Here is a 20,647-nt window from a genome sequence, read left to right on the forward strand (position 1 = left end):
TTAATCCTTGATTTTTACCCTGATGCCAGCGTAAATCATGCGGCCAACCACGGGCCCCCAAGTTTGACCAGCATCAAAATATTTATTGAAGGGGTCCTCTGCGTGGATAATGGGGTTGGGTTGTTTGAAATTGGCCAAATTCTCCCCTCCCAGATAAACCTCAAACTTTTTGAACGCTCGTGATGCCTGCGCATTTATATTCATAAACGATTGTGAATACAAAATCGGCATAGGCTTGCGGTCAATGGTTGCCTGCAATGATTGCATCGGATCGGTGATGCGCGCTTGGCCATTCCACTGGACGGTCAAATCCAACTTCCATTTGTCGTACGGAAGATTGTACCCAATGTTGAACAATACCCGGTCGCGGGGTACCATCATGCGTTGTTGTAATACAGAATTTCCGAAAGGCTGTCCCATCGTTTGCCATACGTCAAACAAACGGTATGCCAATTTTACCTCTGTACGTTTAGATAATAGGGTATTCAGCTCAATCTGAAAGCTGTTGGAGAAAGATTTGCCTTTTAAATTGTAAAAATACAAGTGCGAAGCCAACGGTGTGGCGTGGTCGGTGTCGACAATGAGTTGATTTTGAAAGTCGGTACGGTAATAGTCGAGCACCAAATCCCAGTGTTTATCAAACCAATGGAAGGTTTGGGTGAGGCTGAGGCCGTAGTTCCAAGTCACTTCGGGCTGAATTTTTTGTCCCCAAAAACGAACCGTACGTCCGCTTACTAAATATCCATAGTACTCAGCAAAAGCATTTGGCGTGCGTTGACCGCGTCCCCCCGACACCCGTAAGGTAGTGTTTTCCCAAGGCTGCCAGCGTAGGTGCAGGCGCGGCGTGGCAAAAGCACCAAACAAATTGTGGTAATCGGCACGCAAACCAGCCACGAGCGTAAATTTATCCAAGTGGTTATAAGTATATTCGAAAAATGCACCTGGAACCGATTCCGTGCGCGTCATGAGGCTGTCTTTGTAGGTCTCACGATAATCATCCAGCAAGTAATTGATGCCCGTTTTGAACTGGTGATTTGTATTGTTAATGATGGATTGATAAATCAAATTTCCATAAAGGGTCCGTTGCCGACCGTCATAATTGACAAACCCAAAGTAAGAGTCCGTGTTATGCAGTGAGGCATTCAATACCAGTCCTAAGCCTTTGTAGGGTTTATCTTGGTACAATTTGGCGGTTTTAGAAAAAAGCTCAATTCGATTGGTCTTATTTCCGAAACCATAGAATTTGGCCGTTCCGCGATGTTCGTCGGGGCGGAACCCTGTCTGACCGCCTAAGCGGTCTTCATAGAGCGCTTTAACCCCAAATTGTGCCATCATTTTGTCGCTTTTGTATTGCCAGCGGTTGATACCGTTGAATTGGGTATAAAGTGGCAAATCCAGAAAGCCATCACCGTTGTTGTCGACACGATTTTGTAATGTACTGGCGTGGGTGAGAAAGCCCGTAGCCCATTTGTCGGATAATTTTCGATTGAGGTTCAGGTTAACTTCGCCGCGCCCTAAATGATTGACGTAGGTGTTGAAATACAGTTTCTCGCGCGCATCGGGTTTTACGAGTTCTACATTGATGGCACCCGTCATGCTTTCGTAGCCATTGACCACCGAGCCTGCCCCTTTGGCCACATCAATGGACTGAATCCAAGTGCCTGGAATATAACTCATCCCAAACGTAGACGCTAACCCACGAATGGTGGGTACGTTTTCGACGTTGGTTTGGACGTATTGCCCACCCAATCCTAAAAATTGAATTTGTTTGGCACCCGTCACGGCATCGCTGTAACTGACCGATACGGATGCGTTGGTTTCAAAACTTTCCGATAAATTACAACACGCTGCTTTGGCCAAGGCTTTGGTCGTGATGATTTCGGTTTGAATCGGGTTCATGCGGTCAATTTGGGAAGATGAACCGCGTATCACCACTTCGCTGAGTTGGCCTTCGGGCTTCATCACAATCTCAAAATTACTTTCGGAAGTAACTTTTATCGTATCAGTTTTGAAGCCTATGTAGCTCAAAACCAATTTGTTTGATTTTGCAGCCCGGGCAATGTCGAATTTCCCAATGGTATCGGTAACAGTTGCCAGTGCAGTACCCGCCCAAAACACATTTACCCCTACCAAAGCCGATTTTTTACCTGCTTCACTTCGTTCAAATACCGTTCCCGTTACGCGTTGGGCGTTTGTGAGATTGAATAGTGAATGATGAATAATGAGTATAAAAAGAATGAATATTTTTGTCTTCATTTCAAAAATTGTCTAGTATCAAAAACTATTTAGTAATTAAGAGTGAAACCTGCTCCAAAGCCCATATCGCTGTCGTAATGGGTGGAGAATCCTACGTTCCTATTTATGATATACCGAAATCCTGCCATGTATTCTTTGTCGGTGTTCCACATTAGACTCATTCTCAGGCGTTTACCGATGGGGATGTCTTTGCGCTCTAATTGAAAGCGAATGTTGCCATCGGTAAAGACTTCGGCCTGGGCAATGATAAGCATGGGTAACGTATAATTCATGCCAAGACTAAGCACTGCTCTGTTATCTTTGGTATTGCTTTGACCGAATATGTTTTTTTCTTGCCCATCTATTCCCAATTTTCTATACCGCCAATCAAAACCAATAAACGGCATCAACCATTGCATTTTACCGATGTATCGGCCTATGTGAGTTTCGGTTTCGTAGCCGTGTTTGTCGTGGTAGCCCAAGCGCCACTCGGTGCCAATGCTCCAACGGGTATTTGAGTACATGGCCTCTCCATCGTTTCCGTTAGTTTCAAAGGCATTTTCAGCCATTAGATGAAACATCCTGTCGTCTGCGAATAGTTTTCGTTGTGCCAACTTAGGGTTGGGTATTTCGGGGTTCTTTGGGCTGTTTTCGTAACTGAAAACCCGCCCCATTCCTGCCATCATGTGGTAAAGTATGTGGCAATGAAAGAACCAATCTCCGCTTTCGGTGGCGGCAAATTCCAAGGTGTCGGTTTCCATGGGCATGATGTCAATGACATTTTTTAGGGGGGCGTACTCACCTTGTCCATTGAGCATCCTAAAATCGTGTCCGTGCAAGTGCATAGGGTGGCGCATCATAGAACCATTGTAAAGCACCATCCGAACCGTTTCGCCTTTTTTTATTAAAATCTTGTCGCTTTCAGAAACCACTTTATTGTTTAAACTCCAAACGTAACGGTTCATATTGCCCGACAATTCAAAACGCAATTCTTTAATTGGAGCGTTCTTTGGTAAATTGGTTTTTATCGGTGATTTCAACATGGCATAATTCAGCGTAACAATCGCTGGTGATTCTGTCATGTTGTGATTATCTGCCCCCTTGTCTGGAGATGAAGTTCCCATAATTTCGGGATACATGACCATGTTCATATCCATCTGATTTAGACTCATGCTCATGCCCATGTCGTCCAAATCTCCGTTCATTTTCATCATACCGTTCATCATTTTCATGCCTTCAAAATAGGCGAGCTTGGGCAATGGGCGGGCTTTTACTTTATTTCCTGAACCCAAAAACAAGGATGCAGATTTGGTACGGTCTTCTGAGGTTACTAAAAATTCGTAGGAAGTGTTTTCGGCAGGAAGGGTAACAATGACGTCGTAAGTTTCGGAAACGGCGATGATTAATCTGTCCACCTCAACGGGTTCTACATCGTTGCCGTCGTTGGCCACAACGGTTATCTTTCCACCCGCATAGGTAAGCCAAAAATAAGTGGATGCTCCACCATTTGAGATTCTTAATCGAACTTTATCTCCCCCTTTAAATTGCGTAAGCTGAGTTTCATTTTTTCCGTTGATGAGAAATTTATTGTAATAGACATCGCTCACGTCCATGGCGTTCATTCGCTTCCATTCGTTGGTCACTTTTGTCTTCAAATAGCCTTGTTTGATGGCCTCTGCGTAGCTTTGAGTGGTACCTTTTTGAATCGCAAACCAATCCGTGGCGTTGTGTAACATTCGGTGTACGTTGGCAGGCTTCATGTCTGTCCACTCGCTCAGAATGATGGGAAGGGTCGGCAAATCATCAATGTTGTTCCTAAACGTTGAATCATTCACTCGCTTTTCTAAAATCATAGACCCATACATGCCGATTTGCTCCTGTAATCCTGTATGGCTATGATACCAATGTGTGCCATTCTGAATAATAGGGAATTTGTACAAATGTGTGGTATGAGGTTTGATGGGCATTTGGGTCAAGTTAGGCACCCCATCGTATTGATTAGGCAAAAACAAACCGTGCCAATGCAAAGAGGTTTCTTCGTTTAGCTCGTTATGCACATAAATCATGGCGGTGTCGCCTTCGGTAAAAGTCAGGGTGGGCATGGGTATTTGCCCATTGACGGCAATGGCTCTTTTGGATTTGTCCGAAAAATGCACAACGGTATCTTTTACAAACAGGTCATAACGGATGGTTTTCTGGGCGAAAGTTTCCGAGAAAACCAACAACGCTATGATTAGCAGTCCTATTTTTTGAGAGATATTCATTGATTAAGCTCAGGAGCAACGCTAAAATTTGGGAGGATATGAATTTGCCTTGAAAACTATTGCAAAGTTTCCGTCACTTTGCCACACGTTAGCATCATTTTGCCGTAGTAGGGATTTTTGATGGCCGAATTATCACTAAGCCAATACGCTTTTTTCATTGGGCAATACTGTTGATACACAGGCTTTTCGTTGATTTTTAATGCCTTTATAACCGCAAAGAGGTTATTGGATAAATCATTGAAATGGGTGCGTTGTTGTTCTGCATCTGGGGTTTTAGCAATAGCTTCCGCCTCAGATTTGATCTTTGACGCCAATGGCATGTACAAATTGTGTTGTTCTTTGGTCATTTTGGCCATATCAATTTGAGCAAATGCCTTCAAAAAATCGTTGGCTTTTTGCTGGGTGGCTTTGCCGTCGGTAGCTACCAAAGCGTCTTTCATTCCGTAATAATTGGCCAGTAAGGCGTTGATTTGGGCCTTTACATCGGTATTTGCCGGAGAGTAACTCAAAAGAATATTTGTCCGAGCATGGCTAATAATAAATAAGGAATGAAAAATAAGGAGGAAGAAAACAAATGCCTTTTTCATGTTTTATTTGTTTAGTTTAAAATTAATATGGTAAGGCCTAAACAGGCTTTACGTCGTTTTTATGGCGATACAAAGGTAGAAGGCCAATTTCAAGGTGCCGTTACACAATTATCTCAACGTTTTACATCATTTTGGAAACTCAAACATGATCTAAAGACAGGCGATTTTTTGCCGAAGACCGTTTGAATTGACTAGGTGTAAGGCCCGTTACTTTTTTAAATTGATTAGACAAATGTGCTACGCTACTATACTGTAATTCATCAGCAATTTGGCTTAGGCTGAGCTCATCATACATCAAAAGCTCCTTAACCCGCTCAATTTTTTGGCGAATGATATACTGCTCAATGGTACTGCCTTCGTGCACAGAAAACAACGTACTTAACCCGCTGTAATCACGGTTCAGTTTGTCAGACAAATAATCTGAAAAATTGCTTTTGGAATGCTCGGGTTGCAGATTGTGAATCAGTTCGATAACTGCATTCTTGATTTTCTCTACCACGCGACTTTGTCTGTCGTCCAGCAATTCAAAACCGTGCTGTTTCAGTAAAATATCAAGTTCTTCTAATTGAGAAGGGTTTAAATTTTCGGCGATTTGGATTTCGCCCAATTCAGTACTCACTACTTGAGCGTCGACTTTTTTGAATGAATCTTCAACCACCATCTTGCAGCGGTCGCAGACCATGTTTTTGATATGAAATAATACAGGCATTGTTCAATCAGTTGGATTAGACATAAACACCAATAGCCCGTAAGGCGATTGCTTACGAGAACAAAAAGATAGTTTATTCTAAATCAAAAAAGATTGGACGAACGAAAGCAGTGTACGTCCGTGAAATAGGGAGGAGAAGGAAGATAATGAAGCAGATGATTCGGGACTTGCAACAAAAAATGCAAGGATTGACTTAAACACTGCCACCAAAGCACCAATGACAGCATCGCTGATAATCTGCAAAAACTTGGCAACCCATTGGGTGACTGACGACGACACATCTACGTTTTCGTAGCTTTGTTGGTCATCGCAACAATCTTGTTTTTGGAAAGAAGTTTGGTTAGAAACAGGGGATTTTGTGCTATTCTGTCCACAAGCAGCTACGCCTTCTTTTTGTAAAGCGGCCAGTTGGATTGATTTTCCCCGCATAAGGCAGTGATGCTCGACCACACCAAAGCCCATACTCGCGGTGAGTACAACGAAGGCCATGAATAAGGTGAGCGCTTTGCGGAGCAATGTTTTCATTTGTTTCTAACAGATACTGAAAGACGAAGTAAAGATAATAAGTCTTACAGGTAATACCAAAACGTCGGAAAGAAGAATTTTGTTCAAAAAAAAAGCGGGACGTTTGCCCCGCTTTTTGTGTACTACTTTACTTTTTCGACTACTGCCTTGAATGCCTCAGGGTGATTCATTGCAAGATCAGCAAGTACTTTACGGTTCAGTTCGATACCAGCGGCGTGAACTTTACCCATCAAAGCAGAATAAGATAATCCTTCTTGACGAGCAGCAGCGTTGATACGCTGAATCCACAACGCGCGGAAATTTCTTTTCTTGTGTTTACGACCAGTGTATGCATAAACAAGCCCTTTTTCAACGGCGTTTTTAGCAACGGTCCAAACGTTTTTACGACGGCCATAGTAACCTTTGGCCAGTTTTAAGATTTTTTTGCGGCGAGCCCGCGAAGCGACGTGATTTACCGAACGTGGCATAATTTTTAAACGTTTTTTGACGGTTGGTGGCCTCTGTTGAAGCACTTTTTAGACCAACAATCGGGTGAAACAATGAACCTGTGCTTGCGCACTTTTTGTTAAAAGTTAGTCGTTAATTGTAAAAAAAAGTACGATTAACGTTCAAACAGTTAACTCAAATCTTGAGCATCAATTTGACACGGTCAAGGTTTGTGTCATCAACCAGCGTAAAGCCAACCAAGTTGCGCTTACGTTTTGTTGATTTTTTAGTCAAAATGTGACTGTGGAAAGCGTGCTTACGCTTGATTTTCCCGGTGCCGGTAAGCTTAAAACGCTTCTTAGCACTTGAGTGTGTTTTTACTTTAGGCATGATACTGAATCGTTTAAGATACTAAAAAAGTAAAGTTTTGGGGCGCAAAGGTAGTGATTTGCTGCTATAAATACAACGAAGTATTTGATTTTAAGTGTCAACCTTGCAGATGCTGGGCCTTTAAATCCCTAAAGCCAGCGTAGTGTCGTCTTTTTTGAAGATATAAGACTTTTTCTGACCCTGATAATTGAGGTTTACCAAGTTGATTTGGTCATCAAAAAGGTCGTGCATGATGGTATTCTGAAGCGAAAACCCCGTGACTGCTTCCTGATTGGGGATTTCAATGTATATCCATGTGGCATCGGCTTCTTGTTCTTTGCCAACGTAAGAATACGCCTTTTTCTGTTTCTGTGAACTAACCAACGCAAAATGCTTGCGGATGTATTTTTCTACCAACGGGTCATTTTTGTCGTTATTGACCACAACAATCTTTTGTCCGTTATTGTCTTTCGCGAGGGCTTTTTCTAGGTCGTCCGTAAAGACTCGAATGCTTATTTCAAAGGCTTTTTCCTTGGCATTATAATCCATCCGAGTGATGCTGGTATGGAAATCGTGAAGGCGAAAAGAAAGTAAAAGAAAAAGTACTGAAAATGATATAGATTTAATCACGCAAAGGCGCAAAGCAGCAAAGTCATGATTCATTATAACTCCTAATGCATTGCTCTTTTGCATCTCTGCGTGATTTTTTAAATGGTGAGTTTTTTTCACTTTACTATCTAAACAATTTGAATATATCATTGCCAAAAGCAAATACCATCAGTGCCAGCAAAATGACCATCCCGACTTTTTGGGCACCTTCCAGAAAGCTGTCGGAAGGTTTGTGGCCAGTGACCATTTCATAAATTAACAAGACGGAGTGCCCACCATCCAAGGCTGGAATCGGCAGGATGTTCATAAAGGCCAAAACCATTGACAAAAGTCCAGTCAAGAACCAAAAACGGCTCCAGTCCCAAACACCGCCAAACATTTGCGCAATACCGATGGGGCCGCTGAGGGCTTTTGAAGGAGAAACTTCTCCGCGAAATATCTTACCGAAGCCGCGAATGTTATCCGTTACTACACTAAATGCCTTGCCCGTTCCTACCACCACCGATTCGCCAAAAGAATAATCAATATGGGTGATATTCAAGATTTGTTCGGGATAAAACCCAATTGTGCCTTCTGGAGAAACTTTGACCGATAAGGGCAGGGTTTGACCCCCACGGACCACCGAAAGCGTAACCGTTTGACCTTTGGATTTATCCAAGGCATCCTGAATTTCGTGGTAAAAATTAATCGGTGTTTCGTTGAGTTTGACGATTTTATCGCCAGGCTTCAATCCACCTTTTTCGGCGGGCATCCCTGGAACCAGTTCGCGCACCGTAAAAGGAAAAATAGGGTCGATAAACTCCTTCGCATTTTTCTTGTCGCTGACCTTTTCAATGAAATCATTGGGCACGTAAACGTCGACTCTTTCGCCGCCGCGTTCAACGGTATAATAACTGTTTGATTCTAGAAATACTTTGCGGACCTCCGAAAAGTCATCAAACGATTTACCATTAATAGCCACGATTTTATCGCCCGTACGGAGGCCGATTTCCTGACCTAATTTATGCGCAACGATTCCGTATTTTACGTCTTTGGTCGCAATATAATCGTGACCTTCATAGTACGTAATGGCTACAAAAATAATGATACCCGTAATGACATTGACAATAATACCACCGAGCATCACAATAAGGCGTTGCCAGGCGGGCTTGGCACGAAACTCCCAAGGCTCGGGTTCGGCCGATAAATTTTTGGTATCCAACGATTCATCGACCATGCCTGAAATCTTCACAAATCCACCCAATGGTATCGCTCCTACGCCGTATTCTGTTTCACCGCGTTTAATTGACCATATTTTAGGGGGAAATCCAATGAAATATTTTTCGACCCGCATTCCAAATATCTTGGCAGTGATAAGGTGCCCCCATTCGTGTAATCCAACTAAAATTGACAGTCCTAAAATCAACTGCCCGACCATTACTAAAATTTCCATTCTGTGCTTTTATGAGTTTGTTTAATTTTTTTTATTGGGCAACGTCGGTTTTTTTTTAACGCCGTTTTTTTATCCTATGTCTTCAAATACGGTTCTCAAATCAATCGCTAATCCTTCTAACACATCACCGCCGTTGATAATTCCAAACGGTTGTTTGTCAGGATTGGTATTCTGAGGAGTAAAAATCATGTAGGCTTGCTCATTGGAATCTATTAACCAACCCAAGCGACAGCCGTTGGCAATCCATTCCCGCATCTTATTTTCGTGTTCATTATAGGTATCTGATTCCGAAATAACTTCTACGACAAAATCGGGGCAAATTGGCGCAAATTTTTTGCGTAACTCATGCGGTACCTGTTCCCAGCGTTCGCGACGAATCCACGCTACATCGGGAGATCTAATCGAACTGTCGGGTAAGGTAAAGCCAGTAGAAGAGGGGAATACAATACCATTGTTTTTCTTTCTATTCCAAAGCTTTATTTCAACAAAGATTTCGCCATCGTTATAGCCGCCGATACTTCCAGTTGGTGACATAAAAATAATATGACCGTACTTGTCTCGCTCAAAGTTCATTCCATTAGGGCGATTGGCTTCGCAAAATGCGAAAAACTCATCGTCGTTCATGGTATCCATGGTGGGTATGTTTAAGACTTGAGGCATTATTTTATTGAATCCATTTAAGATCAAAGACAAAATTAGGCAGAACCTCTTCACCATGGAGGACAAACTCGAACGTCTCTACCGTTTCAATGTCTTTATCTAGACGATAAATGTACGTTTTCTCTTCTAAACGGTCGATGAGCCATCCCAGACGGCATCCGTTAGCAAGGTATTCCTTCATTTTCTCCTGTAAATATTTCAGAGAATCAGTTTTGGAGCGAACTTCCACCACAAAATCGGGGCAAAGCGGCGCAAATTTTTCTTTCTGTTCCGTCGTGAGCTTTTCCCATCGTTCTTTTTTTATCCAAGCCGCATCTGGTGAACGAACGGCGTCATTTGGCATCAGAAATCCAGTTGATGAATCAAAGCAATAGCCAAGATTTGATTGTTTATTCCAAAAATAAAGTTCACCCAAAATGGTAGAAGTGGTATTTCCGGTGGAAGAGCCTGTTGGTGACATAAAAATAATGTTGCGCTCACTGTCGCGTTCAAAGTCAAGGGTATCGTTCAACTGACAAAAAGTAAAAAACTCCTCGTCTGTCATTAAATCCCCCATTTTTATCAGCACCGGTGTTTGCATAATCTCCTAAATATGAATGTTGACCCAATTTTCGGCTACTTTTCGGGTTTCGGCGTCGGTTTCGATGTAATCATCGAGCGTTGGCTGTTGTATAAACGTCATGCGTTGCATACAAGTTTCGATAAGGTCCGACATTTCCAGAAATCCAATCTCGTCGCGAAGGAAAGCTGCTACGGCTATTTCATTGGCGGCGTTGACGATGCAGGCCATATTTCCGCCCCGCTCGATGGCGTCAAAAGCGAATTGCAAATTACGAAAAGTTTTCAAATCGGGTTGTTCAAACGTCAGCGCGGGATAATTGGCGAAGTTGAACCGAGGAAAATCAGCGGGCAGGCGGTGCGGATACGTGAGCGCAAATTGAATCGGCAAGCGCATATCGGGTAGGCCCATTTGGGCTTTGATGCTGCCGTCCTCAAACTGCACCATGGAATGAATGATGCTTTGCGGATGCACCACTACCTCAATTTGTGAAACATCTAATCCAAATAGCCATTTGGCTTCAATCACCTCTAGCCCTTTGTTCATCAGCGAGGCAGAGTCGATGGTGATTTTAGCCCCCATACTCCAATTGGGATGTTTTAGGGCTTGTGCTTTGGTCACGTGCAGTAGCTCATCGCGGGTTTTTCCACGAAATGGTCCCCCTGAGGCAGTCAAGAAAATCTTTTCGATGGGGTTATGAAATTCACCCACAAGGCACTGAAAAATCGCTGAATGCTCGGAGTCCACGGGATAAATACTGACGCCTTTCTTTTGGGCTAGGGCCGTCACCAATTCGCCCGCTACGACCAAGGTCTCTTTGTTGGCGAGGGCAATTTGTTTGCCCGCTTCAATGGCTTTGACGGTCGGAATCAGTCCTGAATACCCCACCATTGAAGTCAAAACGGTATCAATGGTGTCCATTTGAACCACATCTGCGATAGCTTTCGAACCCGCGTAGACTTTGATACCTAGCGGGTCGAGGGCGTCGAAAACCTTGTCATATAAATCTTCGTTGGCAATGACGACCACATTGGGGCGAAACTCTCCCGCTTGCTGAATCAGTAATTCAGCGTTGTTTTGGGCGGTGAGAATCTCAACGCAGAAGGCGTCAGGATTGGCGGCTATTACGTCGAGGGCTTGGGTTCCGATGGAACCCGTTGAGCCGAGAATGGCTAAATGTTTTTGAGGGAACTTCATGCAGTAAGCAGATAATCGTGAGCAAAATTACACATTCTTCTCGCTTTTAAGTGCTGATGCCGAAAGTCAGTATAAATTTTGCGTTCGTGGTGGTTTGTGTACATTTTTAAACCACCACAAACGCAATAGGTTTTACAAGTGAATGTAAAAAAAGTAAAGAGAAGGATTGTCAGAACTTTTATTTTAGGAATTGCGCTACTATTTTATCAAAATCATTCACGTAATAAATGTTTTCTACTTGGGGTTTACCGCGCTTAATGCGCCCAAAAAAGAGCGTTTTGCCATCGGGAGAAAGGGAAGGTGCAAATTCGGCGAGGGGCGTATTAATGTCAGGCCCGAGGTTTTGGGGAATGCTCCATTGACCATTTTGTTGAAAGGATATATACAAATCGCTGTCGCCCAAACCTCCCTCCGTATCGGATAAAAAAATCAGGTATTTCTCGTCGGGAGAAATGAAAGGGTTGGATTCTCCCTTCTGGGAATTGATGATACTCCCCAAATTTTCAGGTTTTTGATAAACGCCGTTCTTAAACACCGAACGCCAGATGTCGGTTCCTCCCAATCCACCCAGTCTAAGAGAGGTAAAATATAAGTTACCATTGGCCGCCAATGTAGCATAAAAATCGCTGGAATCGGAGTTGACAACCGTTCCCAAGGAAAAAGGCTCGGACCAACCCTGACTCTGTTTGCGGATTCCCCAAATATTAAAATCAAGGTTTTTGTCGGAGGTGGTCGTTGGTCGGTTGGAATTAAAAATCAATACGTTGCCGCTTGGTGAAAAAGCAGGGTCAATGTCTTTGTATTTACCCGAAAAAGAGGCTTTTTGCGGTATTGTCCATTGGCCGTTCTTTTTTTGCGTTTCAAACAAATGCAACGAATCACGCCCACCGTAGGATTTGACAAAATAGGCCTGCTGCTCACCCGGGGCAAGTGCAAAGCCAAACACGTCGTTGGTTGAAATGGTATCCTTTGCAAGCAAAGGGGCTTTATCAAGACGATAAAAAATCTTACTTACGACTTTCCATTGACCATCTGTTTTAAGCAGATTAAAGAAATCAATAAATTGAAACGTTGGATAATCAAGTTCGAGTTTAGCGTGGGCCGCCGTACCGATAATGTCAAGATAAACGATTCGGGTTTGGCGATTTGACTTTACGCCAGCGTTGCGGCGCACACTGTCTAGGTACTGCGCTATGGGTACATCCCGAAAAGTACCCGTCTTTTTGTCAACAAATTTCATGGTGGCTGTGGGATGAAAAACGGCCATCATTTTGACCGTATCGCCGTAGGTGCCTCCGTCCATGTAGTTCCTAAGAGTTTCTTCGGCCAATTGTCGGTCTGTTTTTTGGGCGTAAATCGACAAGAAGGAAAAGAATAAAGTAATCAATAGTAAAAGGGGCGTTTTCATGGGCTTTATAAATAAATGAGAACCCAAAATTCTAGCAAATTGGTGCTAAAGGCTATTTTTTTCGACGGTTACCCGCTTTTTTTCGACCGTTTTGGGGCAGGGAAGTACGGGAGTGTTTAGACAATATTTTAACAAAAACTTGTACCAAAAATACCATGAAAACTATCTACTCTTTGTTTGCGTCTATTCTCCTTTTCTGGGGAATCATCGCCGCCGTGTCTCCCAAACCTACCCTGTACATTATTGGCGACTCGACCGTTAAAAATGGTTCTGGCAAAGGGCAAGATAACATGTGGGGATGGGGAAGTTTTCTCCATGAACATTTTGACACGACCCGGATACACCTCGAAAATCACGCCATTGGAGGGCGTAGTAGTCGTACTTTTATCACAGAAGGGCGTTGGGATAAAATTCTGACCAACCTAAAGCCTGGTGATTTTGTAATCATGCAGTTTGGCCACAATGACAACAGCGCCATCAACGACTCAACCCGCGCCCGAGGAACCATCAAGGGATTGGGAGAAGAAACTGAAGAAATTGATAATATTTTGACCAAAAAGCACGAGATTGTGCATAGCTATGGTTGGTATATGCGCAAGTACGTGGCCGAAACCAAAGCCAAAGGAGCGATTCCAATTATCTGTTCGCCCGTACCGCGCAACAGTTGGAGAGAAGGCAAAATAGCCACTTCAGAAGCGGGGCATCGTCAATGGGCCGAAGCCGTTGCCGTCTCCGGCGGGGCGTTTTACATTGATTTGTTTGGCTTGATTGTGCCCCAATATGAAGCCTTGGGAGAGGAGAAAGTCAAGACTGAATTCTTTACCCTCAAAGACAATACCCATACCAATGAAGCAGGGGCGAAACTAAACACCGCCTCAGTGGTAAAAGGGTTGAAATCTCTGAAAAAATGTTCTCTGAAACAGTATTTGAAAAAATAATGCTGCTGTTTTTAACTGATTTTTTAATCACAATCTGCATGAAAAAAAGCTTTTTCCCGCTTGTCTTATGTCTTTTACCGCTATGCAACGTCTTTGCTCAAGCCCCCATTCATTATAAACAACCCGCCCGTAACTGGAACGAGGCGTTACCGGTAGGAAACGGTCGATTGGGTGTTATGACGTTTGGTCGGGTCAATGAAGAACTGCTGCAGCTGAACGAAGAAACGCTCTGGTCGGGCGGCCCCGTGGAGAAAAATCCCAATCCTGATGCCATTAAACATTTGCCAGCGGTGCGGGAAGCACTGAAGCGGGAGGAGTACGAAACGGCTTCCAAAGAATTGCAAAAGATTCAGGGCCTTTATACGGAAGCCTATCAGCCCTTGGGTGATTTGCTCATAAAACAGCCTTTTGACGCGCAACCCAGTGCTTATTTTCGTGATTTGGACCTACAAAATGCCACGGCACACACGCAGTTTACGATTGAGGGCGTTACCTACATCCGCGAGTTATTTGTATCAGCACCCGATCAAGTGATTGTGCTTCGTCTAACGGCTTCGCAAAAAGGAAAATTAAATTTTTCGGCTTCTACCAAAAGCCCACATCCGTTGCTTAAACAAATAACGGGAAAAAATGAACTCAGTATGCGCGGAAAAGCGCCCGCTCATGCTGATCCTAATTATGTGAATTATAATGCCAAACCTGTGTATTATGAAGACCCGTCGGGATGCAAAGGAATGCGGTTTGATTGGCGCATCAAGGTGCAAACCACCGACGGGAAAGTGACGGCCGATACATCGGGAATCAGCATCAGTAACGCCACAGAAGCTATTTTGCTCATTACTGCCGCTACCAGTTTCAATGGCTTCGACAAATGTCCCGATAGCCAAGGACGAGATGAGAAAGCGTTGGTGGAATCGTATCTGAAAAAAGCGTCAGCCAAATCAATTGACTTGATTCGGAAAGCGCATATCGCCGATTATCAGAAGTATTTTAATCGGGTAAAACTAACACTCGGACAATCGGGCGAAGCGGCATTTCTGCCGATGGATTCGCGGTTGGTTCGCTACGCGCAAATGGGTAATGACCCGCAATTGGAGGCGTTGTATTTTGATTTTGGTCGGTATTTGTTGATTTCGAGTTCACGGCCTGGCGGCATTCCTGCCAACTTACAAGGAATTTGGAATCCCATGACACGTCCGCCGTGGAGCAGTAATTACACCACCAACATCAATGCACAAATGAACTATTGGCCCGCCGAAGCCGCCAATCTTTCGGAGTTGCATACCACCTTTACCGATTGGATGGCTGGCGCTGCCGCAACGGGACGCGAAACGGCCAAGAATTTTTACGGTATGAGTGGCTGGACAGTTCACCACAATTCCGACATTTGGGGGGCATCCAATCCCGTGGGCGATAAAGGCAAAGGCAGTCCGTCGTGGGCCAACTGGGCCATGGGCGGCGCTTGGTTGAGTCAGCATTTGTGGGAGCATTATGTGTATTCGGGCAACGAATCCTACTTAAAAAACTACGCCTATTCGCTTATGCGTGATGCCGCACAGTTTTGTTTGGACTGGTTGGTCAAAGATGCCAATGGTAAATGGATTACGTCGCCCTCTACCTCGCCAGAAAACGTTTTTATTACTGACAAAGGCGTAAAACAATCCGTTTCGGTGGCCACTACGATGGACATGGCTTTGGTCTACGATGTGTTTACGAACGTTATTCACGCAGCCGAACACCTCAAAGTTGACGCAGAGTTACGCAAGACTTTGGAAGAAAGACTACAAAACCTGTTTCCATTGCAGATTGGTAAAAAAGGAAATTTGCAGGAATGGTACAAAGATTGGGAGGATCAGGAACCGGAACACCGTCATGTTTCGCACCTGTTTGCACTGCACCCTGGGCGTTATATTTCTCCCCTGCGGACGCCTAAGTTTACAGATGCCGCCCGCAAAACCCTTGAGTTGCGCGGGGATGGCGGTACGGGTTGGAGCAAATCTTGGAAAATCAACTTTTGGGCACGACTCCACGACGGCAACCACGCCTACAAACTTTTACGTGAATTGCTCAAAGTGACGGGCGTAGAAGGTACTGACTATGCCAAAGGGGGCGGCACGTATCTCAATTTATTTTGCGCACACCCGCCGTTTCAGATTGACGGGAATTTTGGGGGTACATCAGGCATCGCAGAAATGTTGCTTCAAAGCCAGGATGGGTTAATTAATTTGCTGCCTGCCTTGCCCGACGCATGGGCCACGGGTGAAGTAAAAGGCCTGAAAGCGCGGGGTGGTTTTGAACTTGACATGGTGTGGAAAGACGGAAAAATCACGCGTTTAATCGTTAAATCAGCATTGGGCGGCAATTGTCGATTGAAACTGCCCAATGCGCTGACGAATGCCAAACTTCAGCCAGCCAAGGGCAAAAACCCTAATTCGTTTTATGCCGTGTTTGAAAATAAATACCAAACCACTACCCCCGAAGGAAGCGGATTTGTGTACGATTTGACAACAGAGAAGAATAAGATTTACATCTTGGGCGTAAATTAGAAGTTCAACTTCCGTATATTGACGTCGCCGAGGTTTTGAATCTCGGCGACGTTTCTTTTTACTGATTTACCATGCGCAAACCCAATTTTACTTTTATTCAGGCTTTGCTTTGGCTGACGCTGTACCTGTTTTTGGTGTTTTACGGCGTTCAGAAAGTAGAAGATTGGGCTTCAGGAATCACGAGCGCAACGATTTACGTGGGCTTTTATCTCATGGCGGTTTACATACAAAGTCATTGGCTTTTTCCGCGATATTTTAAAAAAAATGACTACGGATTTTATCTGGTACTTTCCATCGGTGTGCTTTTGGGGATAGTTATACTTCGTATGTACGTGGAGTATGAAGCGTTGTTTTTACGTTTGCGACATCACCGTTTTTACGATTTCACCTTTCAACATTTCGCGTTTGTCTTTATCACCCAGCTCCTTGCTTCGCTTTTTGGGGTAATGCTACGCGTAGCGTTTGATTATGTAGCCTTATTACAACGTCAAGAACAGTTGCGTAGTCAGCAGATAGTGAGTGAGTTGAATTTGTTAAAAGCGCAGGTGCAACCGCATTTTTTGTTCAATACACTCAATAATATTTATGCGTTGGCCGTGGCCAAATCGGACCAAACACCAGCCGTGGTTGCTAAACTTTCAGACATCATGCGGTACTTTGTGGACGAAGCGCCTAGAGACCTTGTACCGCTGCAAAATGAACTTACTTTTCTGCAAAATTACGTTGAGCTAGAACAAATTCGACTTCGTTTTCCCGTCAATATTTCGTTCGAAATCACCCCCCCGAATCCGCAGATACTCGTGCCGCCGATGTTATTGATTCCGTTTGTTGAAAATGTTTTTAAACACGGAGTGGATAAAACTACCCCCAATAATGAAGCCGTAATTATTGTGGCTGTTACGCCTGAAAAACTGTATTTTCAGGTAAAAAACACGGTTTTTGAAGATTCAAAAGGCCGTTGGCGGGGACTGGAAAATTTACAGAAGCGTTTAAATTTGTTATTTCCAGAGGGCTATGAACTGCGTACTGAAAGAGAAAATGGCTATTTTGTGGCGTCTTTGAGTTTTTCAATCACAACAGTAAGTACACCTTAAACCGTGCATTTACCGTTTCTATTGTTCCACTTAAAAATTATCCGGCTATGTTTGATTTCTTTAAACCAAATTCAAAAGTTGCCTACACGGATTGGGGTGTTTTGGTATTGAGGGTGTGTGTTCCGTTGTTGCTGCTTACGCACGGATACGACAAGTTGTTGAGTTTTTTGAACGGTGCCTCTGGTTTTCCCGACCCACTGCACGTGGGTGCGCAGTTTTCGCACGCCTTGGCGGTGGTGGGAGAAGTAATTGCACCGATTTTGGTCATGCTTGGGCTATGGACCCGGGTGGCCTGTTTGATTGAAATTATCCATTTTTTAGTGGTGGCCTTTATGATGCATGCAGGCGAGCCGCTGAGTGAGAAAGAACACGCGCTTCTGTTCCTGATTCCTTACATAACGATTTTGTTGATAGGTGCAGGAAAATATTCGCTGGATAAATCTTTGTACCAAAAAAGAAGATTCTGACGTGTCTATTTCTTGTTTAATCGTGGATGATGAGCCGTTGGCGGTACAATTGTTGGAAAGTCACGTGGCGCAGGTTCCGTTTCTTTCGTTGGCGGGTTGTGCCTACCATGCAATAGAAGCTTTGACTTTTCTTGAAAAACAACCCGTCGATTTGATTTTTTTAGACATTAATCTTCCTCATTTATCGGGAATGCAATTGAAAGAATTGCTGCCAATTGACCAAAAAGTGATTTTTACAACCGCATATTCAGATTTTGCGGTGGAGAGTTACGACAAAAATGCCGTTGATTACCTGCTTAAACCCGTTACGTATGAACGATTTTTAAAAGCGGTTTTGAAGGTAAAAAAGGTTGAGCCTACTTCCAAAGTAAATATTCATCTGGATTCTATTTTTGTTAAATCAGGCAAAGACTTTATCAGAGTAAGGCTAAACGATATTTTGTACATCGAAGGCCTGAAAGACTATGTCGTAGTGGTGACTTCCACTGAGCGCATTATTACGTATAAGCGGCTGAAAGACTTGGAACAATCGTTGCCGAATCAGTTCAGTCGGGTTCATTTGTCATACATTGTCAATCACGAAAAGATTTACAAAGTGGTTGATAATCAAATTGTAATAGGGGGCGCTCAAATTCCTTTAAGTGAAAAATACCGTGAAGGTTTTTTGCAAAAAGTGTATAAAGAATTGCTTTGATAGTTAGACTTTTCAAGTGTACGGATCGCAGAGAATACACTTGAAAAGTCTAACTGCCTACCATTTTCCGTGAAGCAAACCCACCAATTTTACCGCTTCAACCGCTTCTTTTACATCGTGTACGCGTAAAATACTTGCACCGTTGAGCAGCGCCACGGTATTCAAAACGGTTGTTCCATTGAGCGATTGGTCGGGCGTAATATTAAGTTTTCGCCAAATCATAGACTTGCGCGAAACCCCCGCCAGAATGGGCACATTGAGCGCTTGGAACGATCTTAGTTCGTTCAATAAGACGTAGTTTTGGTCGGCGTTTTTGGCAAACCCAAATCCCATATCAGCCACAATATCTTTGACCCCCAACTGTTGAAGTTGATAAATTTTCGCCTGTAGTTCCTGCAACACATCCGTCACCAAATCCTCGTATTGATTGAGATCTTTCATGGTTTGGGGCGTGCCGCGACTGTGCATCAGGATGTACGGAACGTTGAGGGCCGCCACCGTTTCAAACATCTGTGGGTCAAGGTTCCCACCCGCGATGTCGTTGATGATATGCGCGCCCGCTTCTACTGCTTGTCGCGCTACCGACGCCCGAAAGGTATCAATGGAAAGGATGGCATTGGGGAAGTGTTTGCAAAGCATTTCTACCACGGGCAAAATGCGTTTACGTTCTTCTTGCTCACTAACGGCATCGGCACCTGGTCGGGTGGAGTGTCCACCCAAATCAAGTATCGAAGCCCCTTCCGAAAGCATACGTTCCGCTTTCTTATAAGCTTCGTCGAGCTGGTTAACTCGACTTTCTGAATAAAATGAATCAGGGGTAATATTCATGATTCCCATGACTTGCGGCGTTGACAAGTCCAGTAATTTACCACCGATGTTCAGCGTTTTTTTCATAATTTAGCGGCGAAAAAGTCACGAATTGTCATTTGTAGTCCACGGAAAGTCATGAAATTGATGAAAAACAATAAATGACGGATACACCACACATGACCTTTTTTTGACGTGAATCTAATGACTATGAATGACCAAAGTAAAACCGAGCGCGAATATCGGAGTGTAATGACTCGTTGCAAAGATATTTTCACTAAAAAAAACCAAGACTACGGCCCTTCGTGGAGAATTTTGCGATTGCCGTCTATTACGGACCAAATTTTTATCAAAGCGCAGCGCATCCGGACGTTGCAGGAAAATGGCTTTTCGAAAGTAGACGAAGGGGAAGTTCCAGAATTTATCGGAATCATTAATTATTGCGTTATGGCCCTGATTCAGATTCAGTTAGGGGATAACAAAAGGACGGATTTTACGGCCGCCGAACTGACTGAACTGTACGATGCTCAGATGAATGAGGTCTATGAATTGCTATTTAACAAAAATCATGATTACGGCGAAGCTTGGCGCGATATGCGCGTGAGCAGTATGACGGATATTGTTTTAATGAAACTGTTCAGAATCAAGCAGATAGAAGATAATGAAGGTGTAACCATCATCTCTGAAGGTGTAAAGTCAGGGTATCAGGATATTATCAATTATTCGGTTTTTTGCCTTATAAAACTAGGCTTGGCAGTTTAAGACTAACTAGGGTTCTTTTCTGGCCTGATTTTTGAAATTTGTGCAACTCAACAAAAGGAGCCTCTTATGAAGCGTAAAATAACCATTTGAACGAACCTTATGAGGCGATGCTTCAACGGGGGGCTACAGTAAACACCTGATGAGTGCTTTGTGCGGTTCTTTGAAGAAAGAGCCAAATTTAGGGCATTTATGGGGATAGAAAAATCGCTCAAAAGGGAAATTGTTATTCGCAAAGTATCATGGATTTAGAAAACAACGAATTTTTGTTGTTCACGGTATAGTGATAGCCCAAAGACCTCAGGATTTGGGAGATGTGATTATGATTGATGATTTTTTAAAATTTCAAAAGATAAATAACG

Annotated in this window: 20 protein-coding genes; 6 read left to right on the forward strand and 14 right to left on the reverse strand. The window is 43.6% G+C overall.

The features are described from left to right. From DR864_RS26625 to DR864_RS26685, 13 genes are all read right to left on the reverse strand, one after another. Positions 1-2,256 carry a TonB-dependent receptor gene (locus DR864_RS26625; RefSeq protein WP_114069816.1) on the reverse strand — a complete coding sequence of 752 codons (2,256 nt, stop codon included), beginning with the start codon at positions 2,254-2,256 and terminating at the stop codon, positions 1-3. A 29-nt stretch (positions 2,257-2,285) separates the two neighbouring features. Next, on the reverse strand, positions 2,286-4,499 hold the full coding sequence (locus tag DR864_RS26630; RefSeq protein ID WP_114069817.1) for a multicopper oxidase domain-containing protein: 2,214 nt from the start codon (positions 4,497-4,499) through the stop codon (positions 2,286-2,288). A 56-nt stretch (positions 4,500-4,555) separates the two neighbouring features. Then, positions 4,556-5,086 (reverse strand): DUF3347 domain-containing protein, encoded by a 531-nt coding sequence (locus DR864_RS26635; protein WP_114069818.1) that lies wholly within the window; start codon positions 5,084-5,086, stop codon positions 4,556-4,558. A 139-nt stretch (positions 5,087-5,225) separates the two neighbouring features. Next, positions 5,226-5,795 (reverse strand): helix-turn-helix domain-containing protein, encoded by a 570-nt coding sequence (locus DR864_RS26640; protein WP_114069819.1) that lies wholly within the window; start codon positions 5,793-5,795, stop codon positions 5,226-5,228. Between the two features lie 78 nt (positions 5,796-5,873). Further along, a complete protein-coding gene (locus DR864_RS26645; protein WP_114069820.1) occupies positions 5,874-6,320 on the reverse strand; it encodes an HYC_CC_PP family protein in 447 nt (148 codons plus the stop codon). A gap of 122 nt (positions 6,321-6,442) precedes the next feature. Next, positions 6,443-6,787 carry a 50S ribosomal protein L20 gene (gene rplT, locus DR864_RS26650; protein WP_013930989.1) on the reverse strand — a complete coding sequence of 115 codons (345 nt, stop codon included), beginning with the start codon at positions 6,785-6,787 and terminating at the stop codon, positions 6,443-6,445. Positions 6,788-6,941: 154 nt separating this feature from the next. Further along, positions 6,942-7,136: a 50S ribosomal protein L35 gene (gene rpmI, locus DR864_RS26655; protein WP_114069821.1), complete on the reverse strand. Its 195-nt coding sequence runs from the start codon at positions 7,134-7,136 to the stop codon at positions 6,942-6,944. A 120-nt stretch (positions 7,137-7,256) separates the two neighbouring features. Next, positions 7,257-7,745, reverse strand: coding sequence for a DUF6702 family protein (locus tag DR864_RS26660; RefSeq protein WP_310587573.1), 489 nt, complete (start codon positions 7,743-7,745; stop codon positions 7,257-7,259). A gap of 103 nt (positions 7,746-7,848) precedes the next feature. Further along, a complete protein-coding gene (rseP, locus tag DR864_RS26665; protein ID WP_114069823.1) occupies positions 7,849-9,156 on the reverse strand; it encodes an RIP metalloprotease RseP in 1,308 nt (435 codons plus the stop codon). A gap of 69 nt (positions 9,157-9,225) precedes the next feature. After that, on the reverse strand, positions 9,226-9,816 hold the full coding sequence (locus DR864_RS26670) for a Uma2 family endonuclease (RefSeq protein ID WP_162794145.1): 591 nt from the start codon (positions 9,814-9,816) through the stop codon (positions 9,226-9,228). A 4-nt stretch (positions 9,817-9,820) separates the two neighbouring features. Next, positions 9,821-10,396, reverse strand: a complete 576-nt coding sequence (locus DR864_RS26675) for a Uma2 family endonuclease (protein ID WP_114069825.1) — start codon at positions 10,394-10,396, stop codon at positions 9,821-9,823. A 6-nt stretch (positions 10,397-10,402) separates the two neighbouring features. Then, entirely contained in the window at positions 10,403-11,572 is a 1,170-nt protein-coding gene (locus DR864_RS26680; protein WP_114069826.1) for a 1-deoxy-D-xylulose-5-phosphate reductoisomerase, read from the reverse strand. 178 nt (positions 11,573-11,750) lie between these two features. Then, complete coding sequence (locus DR864_RS26685) at positions 11,751-12,980, reverse strand: nuclear transport factor 2 family protein (RefSeq protein WP_114069827.1); 1,230 nt, start codon at positions 12,978-12,980, stop codon at positions 11,751-11,753. 155 nt (positions 12,981-13,135) lie between these two features. Here DR864_RS26685 and DR864_RS26690 point away from each other — a divergent pair, with 155 nt between their 5' ends. The 5 genes from DR864_RS26690 (at position 13,136) to DR864_RS26710 (ending at position 18,719) form a co-directional block, all read left to right on the forward strand. Further along, complete coding sequence (locus DR864_RS26690; protein ID WP_114069828.1) at positions 13,136-13,918, forward strand: rhamnogalacturonan acetylesterase; 783 nt, start codon at positions 13,136-13,138, stop codon at positions 13,916-13,918. A 38-nt stretch (positions 13,919-13,956) separates the two neighbouring features. Then, positions 13,957-16,464, forward strand: coding sequence for a glycoside hydrolase family 95 protein (locus DR864_RS26695; protein WP_114070495.1), 2,508 nt, complete (start codon positions 13,957-13,959; stop codon positions 16,462-16,464). Positions 16,465-16,535: 71 nt separating this feature from the next. After that, on the forward strand, positions 16,536-17,558 hold the full coding sequence (locus DR864_RS26700; RefSeq protein ID WP_114069829.1) for a sensor histidine kinase: 1,023 nt from the start codon (positions 16,536-16,538) through the stop codon (positions 17,556-17,558). A gap of 47 nt (positions 17,559-17,605) precedes the next feature. Beyond that, positions 17,606-18,025 carry a DoxX family protein gene (locus DR864_RS26705; RefSeq protein ID WP_114069830.1) on the forward strand — a complete coding sequence of 140 codons (420 nt, stop codon included), beginning with the start codon at positions 17,606-17,608 and terminating at the stop codon, positions 18,023-18,025. 1 nt (position 18,026) lies between these two features. After that, complete coding sequence (locus DR864_RS26710; RefSeq protein WP_162794147.1) at positions 18,027-18,719, forward strand: LytR/AlgR family response regulator transcription factor; 693 nt, start codon at positions 18,027-18,029, stop codon at positions 18,717-18,719. Between the two features lie 57 nt (positions 18,720-18,776). Here DR864_RS26710 and folP read toward each other — a convergent pair whose 3' ends face one another. Beyond that, on the reverse strand, positions 18,777-19,613 hold the full coding sequence (gene folP, locus DR864_RS26715; protein ID WP_114069832.1) for a dihydropteroate synthase: 837 nt from the start codon (positions 19,611-19,613) through the stop codon (positions 18,777-18,779). Positions 19,614-19,736: 123 nt separating this feature from the next. On the opposite strand from folP, the gene DR864_RS26720 reads away from it, so the two are divergent. Next, positions 19,737-20,288, forward strand: a complete 552-nt coding sequence (locus DR864_RS26720) for a DUF1599 domain-containing protein (RefSeq protein WP_114069833.1) — start codon at positions 19,737-19,739, stop codon at positions 20,286-20,288. The last annotated feature ends 359 nt before the right edge of the window (positions 20,289-20,647 follow it).

Origin of the sequence: Runella rosea (genome assembly GCF_003325355.1) — a bacterium.
GTDB lineage: Bacteria > Bacteroidota > Bacteroidia > Cytophagales > Spirosomataceae > Runella > Runella rosea.

Excerpts from the sequence above, each read along its gene's own strand:
- DR864_RS26625 (WP_114069816.1), bottom strand. The coding sequence starts at position 2,256 with ATGAAGACAAAAATATTCATTCTTTTTATACTCATTATTCATCATTCA.
- DR864_RS26630 (WP_114069817.1), bottom strand. The coding sequence starts at position 4,499 with ATGAATATCTCTCAAAAAATAGGACTGCTAATCATAGCGTTGTTGGTT.
- DR864_RS26635 (WP_114069818.1), bottom strand. The coding sequence starts at position 5,086 with ATGAAAAAGGCATTTGTTTTCTTCCTCCTTATTTTTCATTCCTTATTT.
- DR864_RS26640 (WP_114069819.1), bottom strand. The coding sequence starts at position 5,795 with ATGCCTGTATTATTTCATATCAAAAACATGGTCTGCGACCGCTGCAAG.
- DR864_RS26645 (WP_114069820.1), bottom strand. The coding sequence starts at position 6,320 with ATGAAAACATTGCTCCGCAAAGCGCTCACCTTATTCATGGCCTTCGTT.
- rplT (WP_013930989.1), bottom strand. The coding sequence starts at position 6,787 with ATGCCACGTTCGGTAAATCACGTCGCTTCGCGGGCTCGCCGCAAAAAA.
- rpmI (WP_114069821.1), bottom strand. The coding sequence starts at position 7,136 with ATGCCTAAAGTAAAAACACACTCAAGTGCTAAGAAGCGTTTTAAGCTT.
- rseP (WP_114069823.1), bottom strand. The coding sequence starts at position 9,156 with ATGGAAATTTTAGTAATGGTCGGGCAGTTGATTTTAGGACTGTCAATT.
- DR864_RS26670 (WP_162794145.1), bottom strand. The coding sequence starts at position 9,816 with ATGCCTCAAGTCTTAAACATACCCACCATGGATACCATGAACGACGAT.
- DR864_RS26675 (WP_114069825.1), bottom strand. The coding sequence starts at position 10,396 with ATGCAAACACCGGTGCTGATAAAAATGGGGGATTTAATGACAGACGAG.
- DR864_RS26680 (WP_114069826.1), bottom strand. The coding sequence starts at position 11,572 with ATGAAGTTCCCTCAAAAACATTTAGCCATTCTCGGCTCAACGGGTTCC.
- DR864_RS26685 (WP_114069827.1), bottom strand. The coding sequence starts at position 12,980 with ATGAAAACGCCCCTTTTACTATTGATTACTTTATTCTTTTCCTTCTTG.
- DR864_RS26690 (WP_114069828.1), top strand. The coding sequence starts at position 13,136 with ATGAAAACTATCTACTCTTTGTTTGCGTCTATTCTCCTTTTCTGGGGA.
- DR864_RS26695 (WP_114070495.1), top strand. The coding sequence starts at position 13,957 with ATGAAAAAAAGCTTTTTCCCGCTTGTCTTATGTCTTTTACCGCTATGC.
- DR864_RS26700 (WP_114069829.1), top strand. The coding sequence starts at position 16,536 with ATGCGCAAACCCAATTTTACTTTTATTCAGGCTTTGCTTTGGCTGACG.
- DR864_RS26705 (WP_114069830.1), top strand. The coding sequence starts at position 17,606 with ATGTTTGATTTCTTTAAACCAAATTCAAAAGTTGCCTACACGGATTGG.
- folP (WP_114069832.1), bottom strand. The coding sequence starts at position 19,613 with ATGAAAAAAACGCTGAACATCGGTGGTAAATTACTGGACTTGTCAACG.
- DR864_RS26720 (WP_114069833.1), top strand. The coding sequence starts at position 19,737 with ATGAATGACCAAAGTAAAACCGAGCGCGAATATCGGAGTGTAATGACT.